General features: G+C 41.6%; 12 protein-coding genes. All 12 read left to right on the top strand.

Going from position 1 to position 15,226, the window contains the following annotated elements:
- The coding region (locus tag Q0Z93_RS06810) for a hypothetical protein (RefSeq protein WP_298064116.1) at nt 1–287 on the top strand (287 nt) is incomplete at its 5' end.
- A 207-nt stretch (nt 288–494) separates the two neighbouring features.
- On the top strand, nt 495–929 hold the full coding sequence (locus Q0Z93_RS06805) for a hypothetical protein (protein WP_298064114.1): 435 nt from the start codon (nt 495–497) through the stop codon (nt 927–929).
- A 1,229-nt stretch (nt 930–2,158) separates the two neighbouring features.
- Nucleotides 2,159–2,587, top strand: a complete 429-nt coding sequence (locus Q0Z93_RS06800) for a hypothetical protein (protein WP_298064112.1) — start codon at nt 2,159–2,161, stop codon at nt 2,585–2,587.
- A 61-nt stretch (nt 2,588–2,648) separates the two neighbouring features.
- The gene (locus Q0Z93_RS06795) at nt 2,649–3,449 is read left to right on the top strand and encodes a hypothetical protein (protein ID WP_298064110.1); all 801 of its coding nucleotides are present in this window, start codon (nt 2,649–2,651) and stop codon (nt 3,447–3,449) included.
- 119 nt (nt 3,450–3,568) lie between these two features.
- Complete coding sequence (locus tag Q0Z93_RS06790; protein WP_298064109.1) at nt 3,569–5,134, top strand: DNA polymerase; 1,566 nt, start codon at nt 3,569–3,571, stop codon at nt 5,132–5,134.
- 346 nt (nt 5,135–5,480) lie between these two features.
- Nucleotides 5,481–6,464, top strand: a complete 984-nt coding sequence (locus tag Q0Z93_RS06785) for a phage DNA encapsidation protein (RefSeq protein WP_298064107.1) — start codon at nt 5,481–5,483, stop codon at nt 6,462–6,464.
- A 138-nt stretch (nt 6,465–6,602) separates the two neighbouring features.
- Nucleotides 6,603–6,941: a hypothetical protein gene (locus Q0Z93_RS06780; RefSeq protein WP_298064106.1), complete on the top strand. Its 339-nt coding sequence runs from the start codon at nt 6,603–6,605 to the stop codon at nt 6,939–6,941.
- Complete coding sequence (locus Q0Z93_RS06775; RefSeq protein WP_298064103.1) at nt 6,931–7,956, top strand: hypothetical protein; 1,026 nt, start codon at nt 6,931–6,933, stop codon at nt 7,954–7,956. Before Q0Z93_RS06780 ends, Q0Z93_RS06775 begins: the two co-directional genes overlap by 11 nt.
- 50 nt (nt 7,957–8,006) lie before the next feature.
- Entirely contained in the window at nt 8,007–9,608 is a 1,602-nt protein-coding gene (locus Q0Z93_RS06770) for a hypothetical protein (RefSeq protein ID WP_298064101.1), read from the top strand.
- 4 nt (nt 9,609–9,612) lie between these two features.
- Nucleotides 9,613–10,590: a hypothetical protein gene (locus Q0Z93_RS06765; protein ID WP_298064099.1), complete on the top strand. Its 978-nt coding sequence runs from the start codon at nt 9,613–9,615 to the stop codon at nt 10,588–10,590.
- Nucleotides 10,577–11,806 carry a hypothetical protein gene (locus Q0Z93_RS06760; RefSeq protein ID WP_298064097.1) on the top strand — a complete coding sequence of 410 codons (1,230 nt, stop codon included), beginning with the start codon at nt 10,577–10,579 and terminating at the stop codon, nt 11,804–11,806. Before Q0Z93_RS06765 ends, Q0Z93_RS06760 begins: the two co-directional genes overlap by 14 nt.
- Nucleotides 11,807–12,091: 285 nt before the next feature.
- A complete protein-coding gene (locus tag Q0Z93_RS06755; protein WP_298064095.1) occupies nt 12,092–15,163 on the top strand; it encodes a hypothetical protein in 3,072 nt (1,023 codons plus the stop codon).
- Nucleotides 15,164–15,226 lie beyond the last annotated feature (63 nt).

Genomic DNA, 15,226 nt, shown 5'->3' with positions numbered 1-15,226 from the left:
CCTCCCCCGCCCATGTCCGCCGCCCCCTATTCACCATTGTAGACCACGACTATGGAAAGAAACTTTTTGCTACTAATAACTATCACAAATACTACATTGATATTAGAATCACTTCTGACGATTCTTTTACAATCGCTAAATTCCTGTGCGATTTGGCAGGTCCTTGTCACACCTGTTCACAAAATGTTGAGGATGTAGTTATAGGTGAAAATTCTGAAGGTGTTGTCAACGATTGTAACTTTTTCTCTGGTCTCATAAAAGAATCTGCTAATAGAGGTGAAAACTGATGATATACAATAATATTTGGTTCTGCAAAACCTGTCAAGACTTTTCCACTTTTACTATTGGCATTATTTCCAAACTTAAACGTAAGGGTACAAAAATGGTTTGCGATTATCGCATAGAGTGTTATTGTAATGGGTGCGGCCGTAAGTTGGAGCCTGATTACATAAAGCGAGTTAATTACCTGTTAGAAAAATCCGGAGGTGTTGACCATGAAGCTATTAAACGCATTAACTCAACTTCCAAATGATATAGAACACGTCTATATCATCAATCACGACACGGCGCTTCAAGTAAAGATTGCTATTACGCCTGAAAATCGCAAGGATATCTTATCCGAATATGCCCATGCTACAGTCGAGCACAAATTCTTCAATAACGATAACAGCACCTGTATCTTTTACGTAAACGCTGGAGCCGATTTAATAGATATCGTGAATATGATTAAATCCTGTAAATTGTATTTGACGGTTTCTAAAATCAGACTTCTTACTCGTGCTAATGATTTAATTGGTTATCTTCATTGGTATGACGATTTTGAACCCGGTGATTTCACCCACTGGCGAGTGCTTTCTAGGCGGTTCGTTTTAGATGAGTGTATTGTACGGATTGAGAGGCGGAAATATGTCGAAGCCGAAAGGAGATAGAAAGAATATCCGAAATCCGTATAATGAGCGGAATTATTTATTCGACCAATACGCTTTTAAGAAATTCATAGAAGCAGAGGACCCATATTTGGGCGAGCAATTAGAAACGTACATAAAGCGAGCTATTGAAACATATTGTACACCCCTTCAACGTGCCTATATTTACGAGTATTTCAACAACTATATGTATATGGAGGATATAGGCATTAAATATGGCGTATCTAAAGGAACCGTTTCACGGGTTATTAACAGAGGCATGAATAATGTAATCAAGTGTATATCTGTTTTTGACCCGCGATTTAAGAAATTTATAAACCACTCAAGAATCGTAGTTAGACCAACTAGTAAAGAGCAACAAACACACGCCAAACATAAATGGAGCAAATTGGAGGGTATTAAAAATGACTATTAGAAACATCACTTATTGTCCGACCTGTGGAACACGGAAATCGTTCCATATCTCCCTTAATTATAGGGAGGTACTGAAACAGCGCAGAAAGGTCTACTCCTATCACCTCGATTGTCATTGCGATGATTGCGGCCAGGAAGTAGATAATCTATTCGTCAATGATATCAACCGATTTCTTTTGAAGTATGCAGACCATATCAATAAAGAGATTTTAAGGAGGTCTTAAATGCTGTCTCATGTACGATTGACCGAAAAGCAGCAAGCTATTATAGCCGCTTTTCCGGACGCCTCTTTCCTCCGTATCAATACGGATGATTTTGAGGGTATGCACGTTGCTATCTGGAATGGTATTCCTGGGCGTAAATCCAGTAAACTCTGCGCATTAGTAGACCGCTCCTATTTTGAAAGTGTAATAACCCATTTTGAAAACCTATTATCAAACAATATAACAACATTTTATATTTATAAAGGTTTCGAGGTGATAGAATATGCTACTTTTATTTGAATTGGTTTTCTTCATATTAGCGACCGCTGGTTTAGCTTTAGCTTTTGGATGGTTCTGCTATATTTACATGATTATGTTTAATAACAACTATAAGAAGCGTATCAGGAAAGAAAAGGAAAAGTCAGCTAAGGAAACGTCAGATAATGAGTAGTATATTAAATTGAAAGAAGGTGAGTCCAAAGTTCTACTTTCGAGGTGGTGGAAAACCTCTATAAAAACCATCCAGCTGGAATTGGTACGTGGATGGGCGTCCACGCAAATATCCGCCCACTTGTTTTCATATCAACTATTAAACATTAAAAGGAGATTATTAAAATGGCTAAAAATGAAACTGCTATCGCTCAGGTTACTCCCTCTAACGTCAAGTCCATTGAAAACGCTCGGTATGCTTCCTTTGAGCCCATTTCTAAAGAGGACAAAATCAAGTTGTACAATGCCTTCAATTCTCCCGATGAGAAAATCGGCTCCGTCATTAACCAGTCTATCGACGTGGTAGACGTAGTGCTTGCACACGTCGAGCTGGTAAATGAGAGAACAGGCGAGGTGGAGGACGCTGTTCGGACGATTCTGATTGACAAGGAAGGTCGGTCTTTTGACGCTACTTCTTCTGGCATTTATAATTCTGTCCTGACTATTCAGAGCGTTTTCGGCACTCTTCACTTCTCGCCTGACGAGCCGCTTACTGTGGTGGTCAAACAGATTAAGACCAAGAGGGGAAGCACCCTTACTCTGTCGGTCATTTAACCCGACTAATGGGGCGGGCTTTACGGCTCGCCCCTATTATTTTATAAGGAGGTTTTCTGTTATGCCTCGAAATAAGAATATTGATAGAAACACACCATCAACGTATAGACCATCCCAAAGAAAAATCCGTCAATTAGAAGCGGCTGTTAATAAATATAATAGAGCTGTTAGTGCGGCCAGAGAACAAGCAGGTTTCGGCACGTTTGATATTGACGAATTAGCTACTATTACAACGGTTCCAAATATCCTATATAAAACGCGCAATTTGCAAGAATTGAATCGGACAATTAACAGATTAGAGAGTTTTGCTAAACCGGGTGGAACAAGTTTAGTCTACGATATTGACCCGGAATTTGGTACGCCTACAAATATAATGTTTAGAGCGCAACGGGAGGCATTAGAATCTGAATTACGCAGAGAAAATTATCAACGTGCTAAAATGCGAAAAGCGGCCATTGCTGGACAGAAGTATTATGACCCCAGGTTATTAGAGGAATTACAGCCCATGCAAATTGCCGATATTATCCGTACTAGAGGAACCAATATTGCTGATTTGTCTGCTACCGATTTAACGAGCGTATATAGAACAGAATTATGGCGTCAAAATTATTTGAAAAAGTTTACCGAAAGTTCTGCTCTTCTTTATGCGGAGCCATTAACTGATGTAGAGCGACAGCAAATCGAGAATATTAAGGCTATGATAAATAGCGCCACCCCTGAGCAGATTAGCTACCTTATTTATAATGAAGGTACATCTGGAGAAATACGGTCTGGTCCTTATGCTGAAAATCTAATAAGTAGATTATCCAGTCTGGAGGCGGCCTGGCAACGGGCAAGTCAAGTAGGACAAAAAGCAGGATAATATATGCCTGCGATTTTGAGACTACTACTAATCCGGATGATTGTCGTGTATGGGCGTGGGGAATAGCCGATATTACCGACCCAGAAAATGTCATTACTGGAAACAGCATTGACACGATAATGGATTTCATGTCTAATCACGAAGCAAAATATTATTTCCACAATCTAAAGTTTGACGGAGCCTTTATAGTAGACTATTTATTAAGGAATGGTTTCAAGCATACAACAGGAAAATCATTATATATAAATACATTCTCCACTTTAATTTCAGATATGGGTGCATGGTATTCCATTGCAATTTGTTTTGACAATGGAACCGAAGTTCGCATAATAGATTCCCTTAAACTAATTACAATGAAAATTGAGGATATGCCGAAAACTTTCGGGCTATCCGAGAAAAAGCTAGATTTGGACTATACCAGTGAACGGGAAATAGGCCATGTATTGACCGAGCATGAAAAAGCCTATCTAGGAAATGACGTTATTATTCTAGCTAAAAGCCTTGCTTATATGATAAATGGGCAAGGTCTAACTAAACTTACTACCGCGTCAAATGCTTTATACGATTTTAAACAGCGCTATGGACCAAAAGCATATAAGCGTGATTTTGGTGACGATACAATGTCGCTTATTACAGACGATTTTATTCGCCGTTCATATAAAGGCGGCTTCACTTATCTAAATCCAATATATCGTAATAAAGCGGTTGGAGAGGGCTGTGTTTATGACGTTAATTCAATGTATCCCTGGGCCATGAAATACTGCCTATTACCCTATGATAGACCAGTCTGGTTTAGAGGTGAATATAAGGAGGAGCCTGAATATCCTCTTTATGTTCAGAGGCTATTATGCGAGTTTAAAGTGAAGCCAGGATATATTCCAACTATTCAAATTAAAAATAGTATTTATGCAGATAATGAATACCTGGAATATTCAGTTGAACCTACATTCCTTACTCTAACAAATGTAGACCTTGAATTATTCTTTGAGCATTACGATGTAAATGTAATTGAATTTACAGACGGTTATATGTTCAAAGCTAAACATGGCATTTTCGATGAGTATATAGACTACTGGTATCATATTAAAGAAGAATCCGCAAGGCAAGGCAATAAAGGCATGAAGCACACGGCAAAGCTATTTCTCAATTCTCTATACGGAAAATTTGGTGCTCGCAGAAGTGGGTGTTCAAAGATTCCGTATTTAGACGATGAAACAGATAAAGTAAAATACAAGCTAACAGAGGAGGAACCAAGAACAGGCGGATATCTTCCAATAGCTACATTCATAACCTCTTATGCAAGAGATAAAATAATTAGAGCCGCTCAGAAGTGTGGAAAACGCTTCATATATGCCGATACAGATTCACTACATGTAAACGGATTAGAACCGGTTCCGGGAATAGATGTGGATGATTTCCGTTTAGGAGCATTTAAAATTGAGGAGCGTTTTAAACGGGCAAAATTTATACGCCAAAAGACGTATCTAGAGATTTTTGAAAATGACGGCAAAGAGGAGATGAATATTAAATGCGCAGGTATGCCGCAAAATATTAAAGATACAGTAAAGGAAGAGGATTTCGTAGAGGGCCAGGAGTTTTATGGTAAGCTAATGCCAACTATTGTTCCTGGCGGAGTTATATTAAAAGAGACGACCTTTAAAATTAAAGAAATTCATTATTCATAATAGCTCCAGTTTCGGCTGGGGCTATTATGTTACCCTGAGATTGTTAAATTTTTAACAAGGGGTGGTGGCCTGTCCGGTTTGTTAAATTTTAACAACCACGGCCCCGTGTGTGCGCTTCCAGGATATGTAAATTCCATTTGTTAAATTTTTAACACAAAGTTGTACCCGCACATGCAACACTAACCCCAAATCTACCCTTTATAGGTGGGGTTTTGTTTTTGCTGTCTACCCTTATTAGATTCTCCCCGGCGAAGAGTCGGCTAATGGGGCGAAAGGTGAGCGGAACTCATGAGACAATCAGGGACTTAATACCCACCAATTCTTTTAACTTAAAGGAGGCGATAATATGGGAATGTACTATGACCCCTATCAGACATTATCCCGTAATCGTCTCTTTAATTTTGTTCTTGGCCCTCGTGGAAACGGCAAATCCTATGGAGCGAAAAAGGTTGCTATTAGAAACTTCATAGATAAAGGTGAACAGTTTGTTTATCTCCGCCGTTATGAGACTGAAATGCCTGCTTCTCAAATGCGAAACTTCTTTGACGATATTAAAAAAGAGTTTCCTGACATTGAGTTTAGTGCAGACCGAGGTTTATTCCGTATTGACAAAGAAATTGCCGGATGGTATATGCCTCTTTCTAAATCTCAGCAGTTAAAGTCAATTCCTTTCCCAAATGTAACGCTACTTATATTCGACGAGTTTATAATCAATACAGGAATGATTAGATATCTTCCAAATGAAGTTACTACTTTCCTGGATTGCTATTCCACAATTTCTCGTGATAGAGATATTCCTGTTTTATTCTTATCTAATGCAATCAGTTTTGCTAATCCCTATTTCATTTACTTTAACGTTTCGCTGGAACCCGGCCAGACTAAAAAGCTGACAAAAGATATTTCTATTGAGCTGATTAAAAATCAGGAATATTCAGACCATGTTAGAAACACCAGATTTGGCCGCTTAATAGATGGCACAAGATACGGTGCATACAATATGGATAATGAGTTCCTCCTGGATACAGATACTTTCATTGTTAAAAGCCTACCAAAGAACGCACACTATCTCTGTACTCTATCTATCCAGTCGAATCAACTCGGAATTTTCTGTGATTCTGAAACCGGGCTTATGTATGCGGCCGAAACTGTTGACCCAACTTGTCGGTTTAAATATGCTCTTACATTAGATGACCATAATCAGCAAACTCAGCTCGCAAGAACAACTACGGTATTACCGCTAGTTTTCGATTGTTTTGCTAACGGCAATATGCGGTTTGTAGGCCAGTCCACCAAAAATAAGTTGTATGACGTATTAAGGAGGAACCTATGAGTGGAATACTTGTGATTTATCTATTTGCACTAGCCGTTGCCGGTATCATTTCTTTGAAATGTAATACTGTCATTCCCATACTATTTATGTTCGTCGTATACCTTATCTTTCTAATAATTTATATAGGAGGTCAGTAAAATGCCATACGAATTTACTCAAGAAGGATACCGAAATTTTAGTCAAGCTATTATTGACGCAAACGGCGACCAGGCAACGCTAACTACAATCCTGGCAGATATGCAGACCACTTTTGAAAACTCTATCGGAACCCTTGCCACTTCTAATAAGAACCTAGAAGATACGCAAGCAGAAAATACACGTCTAAAAGAGGCCAATATGAATCTATTTCTCCGTATCGGTGAACCCCAGCAAAACCAACCGCCCCAGAACACGCCAAATGGCGCAGACAAACCGCCCATGAATTGCGAGCAGTTTATGGAGGAATATTTTAAGGAGGACAATCCAAATGGCAAATAAACCTATTGCTACCCCTGAAATGCTCAATGCAGTTAGAGAGAGTGCTGGAGCTGCCTATCAGGCTAGTGTTCCTGTCGCCACTATCGCTAATTTGCAGGACGTAGGAAATCCTATCATTACCTACTCCGCTAATGCCAATGCTTTTCTGAACACCCTTATGAACAAAATCGTGGCTACTATTGTGCGCCGTGCGATTTGGGAGAATCCGCTTCAGATTCTGCGTAAAGAGGCGATGCCTTTGGGCATGGACGTGGAGGAAGTCCACACTAACCCCGCGAAAGAGCAGGATTATGACGGCACTGAAACCGGTATGGCTGATTTGCTCAAAATGCACAAGCCTGATTCCGTCGCCGCCTGGTATCGTATGAATCGTCAGAGCAAATACTCTGTCACTATCAACAATGACCAGCTTTCTCAGGCGTTCGTTTCCTGGGCTAATCTGGAAGCCTTTATCGGTCAGATTGTTGACAGCCTGTACAACGCTAATACGATTGACGAGTTCAAGTACACCAAGCAGCTCGTTTCTGACGCTATTACAGGTGACAAATTGGTGACGATTGAAGCCGCCGCTCCTGTCGATGCCACTACCGGCCGCGCTTTCCAGGTCGCTCTGCGAAATCTTTCCATGCAGTTCACTTTCCCGTCTATTAAGTATAATCCCTACAAGAAAATGGGCGGAACCACTGACCGCACTACCTGGACTAAGATGGAGGACCAGATTATCCTTATTAGAGCCGATGTTGCCGCTAATGTTGGTGTCGAGGTTCTGAGCGCCGCATTTAATATCAGCTATACCGACTATCTGGCTCGTCAGATTATTGTTGACGATTTCGCCAGCGAAAACACCCTGGCTGTTCTGGCCGATAAGAAGGCTTTCTACATTAGCGAGAAACTGAGAAAGTTTGCGGAGTTCTATAATCCCTCTGCTCTTAACTGGCAGTATTACTATCATGCGTGGGATACCTTCTCCCTGGCTCCGTTCTATAACTGCGTAGCTATCAAGTCTCCCGCGTAATCTAATGGGGCGGGAAACCGCCCCGTTACTTTTATAGAAAGGAGCGCACGATGGTAGACCTTTATATGCCAAATACTACTGTATATCTTTGTAAGAATACAGGAGTAGACGACCACAATAAACCATTTGTTACGGCTAATCAGGAAGCCGCAACATGGTGTGGTAAATATCTTTTCAGGGAGCTTCACCGATACTCCTATCAGAGAGCAGACGAAAGACAATATATCGCAGTCGAGTTAAATTATAATCAGTGTATTGACGTCGATTTAATCCTCTGGAGAAACGTCCAATTCGAGCCTGATAGAGTATACTTTGGAAACGTCACTGGTATTAAATTCGTAAACCCCGAGTGTACATGGATTTACTTCCAGCTTGACCCATTCCTGACGTTCTGTGGTGATATTAACTGGGAACATTCTATGTCGCTAATTGAGCGTGAACACGTTTATCAGGATTGGAACGGAAATGACCCAAATTTTGAGAACATGGGATTGCCGGAGGATTTCAACGCAAATCTGGAATATAGAACGCATAAAGCAGATTACACACTAGGAGATATGCTTATTGCAGTTCGTGACCCGTACAAAACACAAGGCGAGGTTATACCAGATTTTGAAGGTGATATTCAAGACAATATTTATAGTGGATTAAATGTCCATGCTTTTGGTAGTGCAGATTTAGTTAATACCTATTTAAAATATGTTGCTGGAAGTGCTCAGTCTAGTTTGGACAATATCGTGGATGTCCAGATGGTGCCTAGACAGGCATATAATGAAGAGACGATTACATTCACATATGATAAACCCTGGAATGAAAGCGAATACAATAACGCTAAATGCTTCTCTTCTCAATTCTGTTTAATCGCTATTGAGAGCATGGCAGGTGAGACAGCTTTCTTTAAACCCGAGTTAATGAATAACAATTTCGAGTTTACTCAGGAAGCTAAATTCGCTAATGGTAATCCAGGCATTTTAGTTTATCCAAATTCTTATGCCGGAACAGGTAACACCAAATTGTATGCTTTCAAAATCACCGATTTTCCGCAATGTGCCTGGGTTGGAAATAAGTATGCAGAATGGTCTAGTGTTCATATGCTGGCTACCGCATTTCGTATCGGTAGTGGAGCAGTTGGTCTTGCCGCTGGTATTGGTGGAGTTTATTTCAATGGTATGGACGCTTTAACAAGCCCAACTGCGGAAGCCCAAACTATCGCACTAGGAAACACCACAAGGTCTATCGGCTCAGCGGCCAGAAGTGCTTCTAGTATTGCCAGCGATTTCGAGAGTATTGGAGAAGCTCGAAAACACGGTACTATGATGGGCGGAGCAACTCAGTTAACTAATGCCAACATTGCCGCCGCTTTCGATAACTTCAATTATGACGTGGCTACCTATATGGCTTTCCCGTCCTACATGAAAGCTATCGACAATTACTTCACTATGTTCGGCTATAAAACCATGCGTCTAGGAAACCCAGTTGAACATCTCAGGCCACACTGGAATTACGTCAAATGTGCAAAAGCAAATATCGAAGGAAATATCCCATTCATTTATCGCATAGCTATTGAGGACCTTCTGAACAACGGTATTACGTTCTGGAATAGTTCCGATACAATCGGTGATTATTCTAATCCTAGCAGTAACAAGGGGTGATTAAATGGATAATTTGAGTTTCTGGAACGGCTTACCAAACGTCGTAGTACCTGCTGGAATTGAAGCTACAAGTCAAGTCCTTAATCAGCAGCTATTCATGGAAATCGTAAACCGATGCACGAATATCGCTCTTTCCCGTTTCAAATGGCGTAACCTTCCTAAAACCTGTAATGAGCGAGCATTGGAAATGACGTTATTATTCTATGGAAAGTGTCTATTCTTTGAGGATAAATCCAGCAAGGGATTGGGCTTAATTCACACACCAGTAGAATTGACAGGAGATTATAATATCTATTATGAAAGTACCAAGAGATATGCTAGGTCTTTTAATTATTGGTATGAGTATGGTCTTGATGATTCTGTCCTTATCCGGTCCAACTGGACCATGAGTCCTGACAGCTATATCATCTTTACCTATGCGGCCAAAATCGCAAATGCCCTTAGAGCCATTGACGTTCATACAGAGACGATTAAAAGACCGTTCGCTGTTAAATGTGAAGAGAAGGAAAAACAGAGCATTATTAACGCAGTCAAAAACGTGCGAGATAATGATATCGTGGTTTTAACTTCTAAATTCCTAGGTGATGGAAAAGGTTTGGAGGTTCTCAATTTCAACGTTCAACCTATGTTGTCTGAAATGTGGGCAAACGTTAAAAACTACCTGAACCAAATGTTCAATGCCCTTGGTATCCAAAACCAGTTTACAGAAAAACGTGAAAGAATGATTGTCTCTGAGAGCGAAGGTGAAGCTAATCCAACCCGTCATGGTATGCAAGCTAATTTAGAGTGCCGAAGGATAGCGTGTCGTCAGATAAATTCATTATATCACACTAATATCACTGTTGAAGCTAATCAGTTGGAGGAATTTACCGACGAGAGACTGGAGCAGTATTATCTCCAATACACAGGTGCTCCACACGGCGAAGCTACTAACTCTACAAAGGAGGGTGTACAAAATGCTAATGCCAATGGTAGCGAGTAAGAATTATACTCCTACTTTATACGAGCTGATTAACAGCGGTTTTGACCCCTTCGATTCTCCGTTCGGTGATTGGTGGGATACTGAGATTCCTGCTCATAAGGAAATTCTCTGCCAGAAGATTATTCACACTTACTTCTTTAACCAAATCTGTTGCGATTCTCCGGACAGATTTAAGGTTTATATCAACGCCCAGTTGGAACGGATTATGCCTTATTACAACCAACTGTATAAGAGCGAGCTAATTAAAATCAATCCTCTGCTTACTCACAGGATGGTTACTAATGCGCACTCTTATGATAAGCTAGTGAAGCTGGCTAATACGGACAGAACCTCCTTGGGTAAAGCACTCCGAGATTTCGTCAATAGTGGAAGAACCACTAACGACCTGAGCAGAGAAGCCGAAAGAAATACTACTCAGGACGATACTATGCATCACTCTTCTACCCTCGACAAGTCTGGCCAGGAGAGCCGAGACGAGAAGAGGACAGAGCAGGAGAGCACAGGCGTGGTTACTGATACCACGGATAATGTCCACAATGATAAGAAGGAAACCAAGACAGTGGAATTTGGCAAAACTGTGGACAAAGAGGGTAGTGGAAATAAGACCACTACCGCTGAGACGACAGTTACGGATAGCCAGACCCATACACACTCCGATACACCCCAGAAAGCTATTAACGAGCAGGGACATGAGTATGTAAGGCTCGACTACCTGACTGATTATAAAACCGATACGGAATCAAGTACAACAAAGGCTAATGGAACAGAGAAAACGGACTATAAGGACAATACAACAGATGGTGGTACTGAGAAAACTACTACCACAAATGACGACACCATTACAGACGAGAAAAATGTGCAGGAAGATACCGACCGCGACCTGACGGTATCTGACCTGACCAAAACTGACTGGACAGAAAAAGATACATTAGATGAAAGCAAAACAGATAACGGTATAGGACATGAAGTGACCAAATCTGACGAGACCGGAGTTGACACCACCTTTAATAAAGGGACGTCTAATGACCTTACAAGTGATTATCATACAAGCAAAGAAACCCATAACGACAATAAAGAAACAAACGAGGACACTACAGTTGAAGGATTTAGTGGCATTAGTAGTTCCGATTTAGTAAAAGCGTTCCGAGATACGTTCCTTAATATCGACGAAATGATTATTAAGGATTTGCGTGAAAACTTTATGGAGGTTTATTAAATTATGACGTTTGAGGACTTTATCAAATCTAGATTTAATAGACCTAACTAATATGGAGGTGTCTAAATGGACATGAAAGGAAATAACCCTTATGTACCCGGTATGTTCGGTCCTGACCCGGCCCAACCTTGCCCCGAACCTCCTGCCGGTCCTCTGCCTCCGTATATCCCGCCGATTGCCTTTGTTCCCGGATTTAACCTCCAAGAGCAGATGGCAAATGTAGTCAATAGGACGAACGAATGTATTCATAGATGGAACCAGATTCAAGCTAATTGCTATGACGCTATGAATAAGACCATCGAGGCCGCTCGCTCTAACGACGTGTATTACGACCCGGAAGAGGTCAAAATCGAGCAGGGATATTCTGAGAGGGACGGAAGCCCTTATACTCTTGTTACTATTAAGGCAAGAGACAAGGCAGGTAGGCCCATTCTAGTCCAGCAGGTTCCAGCATATAATAACACCACTAATAGCGGACTGACCCAGAGTATTGAGGACGTTTCTTATTTGACCAGCGCTCAGGTTATTATGACCGCTACGCAGGACGCAAAATGGAAAGGCACCGCTATGATTGGCGGGAATCCTATCAATACTGACATGAGCGGAATTGTCCCGGGTGGACAGGATAAAATCCTGGGCATTAGATGGGACGGAAGTCTGGGCGTCTTTGATGCAAGTACAGAGGTGAACGTTCTCAAGCAGAATGGGGTCGTAAATTCCATTGGCTTGATTAGCCCTCTTATCGTCAATGACGTTATCGACGAAAATGCTCAGTCTAATGTGTACAAATCCGCTATGACCGTAATCGGCTGGAAACCCACCGGAGATAGAGTGTTCCTTATTGCCGGGAATTTCGATACTCCCGGGTGTTCTCCCTCTGCGATTGCGGAAATCCTCAAGAATAGCGGAGTGACTACTGCCGTTATTACGAGCACCGTAAATCCTGGTCTGGAGTTTATGGGTAAAATGCCTGCCGCTCCTACCGACTGGAAGATTCCCACTAATAGCATGTATTTCGTCGTCACTAAGCGCCCTTTCCCTTGTGGCTGGCGTAATGACTGGATGGGTGAGGTTGCTAATACGATTCAGAATCTGGGACGTATTGGGAATGATATCTCTAGCATTACGCATAGGCTCGATTCTCACGACGAGAAATTCAATGAAGTTGATGATAAGATTGCCGAGATTGAGGCCGATATTGACAGAGTTGAACAGGACCTGAATGAGAAGATTACAGCCGAAAAGGATAGGGCCGAAGCCGAAGAGGCTAGACTGGACAAGAAGATTGATGACGAAGTAGAAAAGGAGAAAAATCGGGCTGAAGCGGCGGAACAAGCGGAGGAAACGAGAGCGACCGAACAGGAAGCGGCGTTACAAACTAAAATCGAACAGGAGACAAGCAGAGCCGAAGCCACCGAACAGGCAGAGCAGAAACGGGCCACTCAGGCAGAGGACAATCTCCAGAGCCTCATTGAGCAGGAAAACCGTCGTGCTACTCAGCAGGAAGCTAATCTGTCTGCTCGTATTACCGCCGAAACTACTCGCGCTACTAAAGCTGAAACTGATGAAGCTAATAGAGCGAAAACTGCCGAGCAGAATATCCAGAAACAACTCGACAGAGAAGTGGAGGAAAGAACCGCTGCCGATAGCAACATCCAGAACGCTCTTAATGCGGAGAGAACCGCACGGGAGACGAAGGACACTGCTCTGGATACCAGAATCGACGCCGCTATTAACCAGTTTAATCAGGAATTTGAGCAGGCCGAAGCTGAGTTACCTGACAAGATTGCTGAAAAAGTTGATAGTATGGCCAAATCTGGACTGATTGATATCCCTGTTGCTACGACAGAGCGGGTCGGAACCGTACAGGTCGGGACAGGTTTGAAGGTGACAGTAGATGGCGTTTTGAGCGTTGACCAATCCACTCTTCCAAAGCCCGAAGTGCCTGTCGCTAGTCAGAGCGTATTGGGCGGTATCAAACAGGGCACAAACATAAATATCGAAGAGGACGGGACATTAAACCTCAAAATTGCGTCTGCCAGTGAGCTGGGTCTTATCAAAGTAGGACAGAACTTAACCATCGCTGAGGATGGAACACTTAATGCCTCTGGTGGTGAATCTGAGGGAATCACTGAGGAACAGGCTAGAAATATCGCTCAGCAGGAAGCTGGAAAAGTACAAACGACATTAGAGGGCCAAATCTCTCAGGACAAGACAGAAAATGACCAAAAGTATCTAAATAAAGAAACGGGAGGAACCGTTACAGGACAACTCAAACTCGGACATGAACCTACCGAAAATGACGATGCGGCTACCAAGAAATATGTCGATGATAAGAAAGCCGAAAGTGACGCTAGTATTAGCACCCTGACGGAGCAGTACACCACGCTGAACGAGACAGTTGACCAAATCGGAAAAACTCAGGGTAGTGAACAAACCAAATTGGACGATTTCACGAACGATTTAGCCAGTGTCAAACAGAAGGACACTACTCAGGACGCTAAAATTGAGACTCTTGAGACTGAGCAAAGTAGTCTTGACGCTCGGATTGAAAGTGCCGAAAATACGCTTAACGATATTCCCAATAAATACGTCAAGCTGACGGGAGAATCTGAGCAGGTAATTGAAGGTGCTATCCAGGCTGGCAATGGTATTAAAATGAATAATGGGGTATTAGAGCTGCCGGTTGGTGGTAGTATTAGGCAGTCTACTACTGGTAACAGGATTGTACCAAATATTGAAGGACAGCACGCTATGGTTACTAATAGTACAGGAAGTGCGAAAGTGCCGATTGAGGTCGGTACGCCGACGGATAACGACGACGCTACGACAAAGAAATATGTGGACGACCAGTTAAAAGGCAAATTGGATTTAACTGGCGGGACTATGACAGGCGATATTACGATGATGCCCGGAAAGACTATTAAGGGCGTGCCGGTTCCGGAAGGGGACACGGATGCCGTTAATAAGAAGTATGTGGACAGTAAAATTGAGCCTATATCAAATAATACACGTTTTAAATATTTGGGAAGATTTGATAATCTGTCTATTAGTGATATAAGTTTTACTATAAACTCAGGAAGTAGAATAGGGTTTATCCCTGTTGCGATATTTTTAATTAGTGGAGATCCTGTGTATTTTGAATCACCGGTAAGTAATAAAATTATAAATAATATCAGCATTAGACTCGTGGTATCAACAAATACACCTCACCCGATTGTATTAGACGACTCTGGACGGAATAACGACCAAATTAAATTTAATTGCCAAATAACAGATAATACAATTACCGTAACACAGGTGGATAGTTCTTCTAAAAACTTCATTCTTATATATGATTTAGTTGAGATTCAGTGAAGTATAAGGTCTACTAATTATATTAGTAGACCTTATATTTAAACTAATAGCAAACCATACACC

It is taken from the genome of uncultured Rikenella sp. (assembly GCF_947628055.1).
Lineage (GTDB): Bacteria > Bacteroidota > Bacteroidia > Bacteroidales > Rikenellaceae > Rikenella.
The sequence above is the reverse complement of the archived record's forward strand: the minus strand, read 5'-3'. Positions and strand labels throughout refer to the sequence as shown.

Bases quoted from the DNA above. Each gene is read 5' to 3' on its own strand.
- Q0Z93_RS06805 (WP_298064114.1), top strand. From the start codon at position 495: ATGAAGCTATTAAACGCATTAACTCAACTTCCAAATGATATAGAACAC.
- Q0Z93_RS06800 (WP_298064112.1), top strand. From the start codon at position 2,159: ATGGCTAAAAATGAAACTGCTATCGCTCAGGTTACTCCCTCTAACGTC.
- Q0Z93_RS06795 (WP_298064110.1), top strand. From the start codon at position 2,649: ATGCCTCGAAATAAGAATATTGATAGAAACACACCATCAACGTATAGA.
- Q0Z93_RS06790 (WP_298064109.1), top strand. From the start codon at position 3,569: ATGGATTTCATGTCTAATCACGAAGCAAAATATTATTTCCACAATCTA.
- Q0Z93_RS06785 (WP_298064107.1), top strand. From the start codon at position 5,481: ATGGGAATGTACTATGACCCCTATCAGACATTATCCCGTAATCGTCTC.
- Q0Z93_RS06780 (WP_298064106.1), top strand. From the start codon at position 6,603: ATGCCATACGAATTTACTCAAGAAGGATACCGAAATTTTAGTCAAGCT.
- Q0Z93_RS06775 (WP_298064103.1), top strand. From the start codon at position 6,931: ATGGCAAATAAACCTATTGCTACCCCTGAAATGCTCAATGCAGTTAGA.
- Q0Z93_RS06770 (WP_298064101.1), top strand. From the start codon at position 8,007: ATGGTAGACCTTTATATGCCAAATACTACTGTATATCTTTGTAAGAAT.
- Q0Z93_RS06765 (WP_298064099.1), top strand. From the start codon at position 9,613: ATGGATAATTTGAGTTTCTGGAACGGCTTACCAAACGTCGTAGTACCT.
- Q0Z93_RS06760 (WP_298064097.1), top strand. From the start codon at position 10,577: ATGGTAGCGAGTAAGAATTATACTCCTACTTTATACGAGCTGATTAAC.
- Q0Z93_RS06755 (WP_298064095.1), top strand. From the start codon at position 12,092: ATGAATAAGACCATCGAGGCCGCTCGCTCTAACGACGTGTATTACGAC.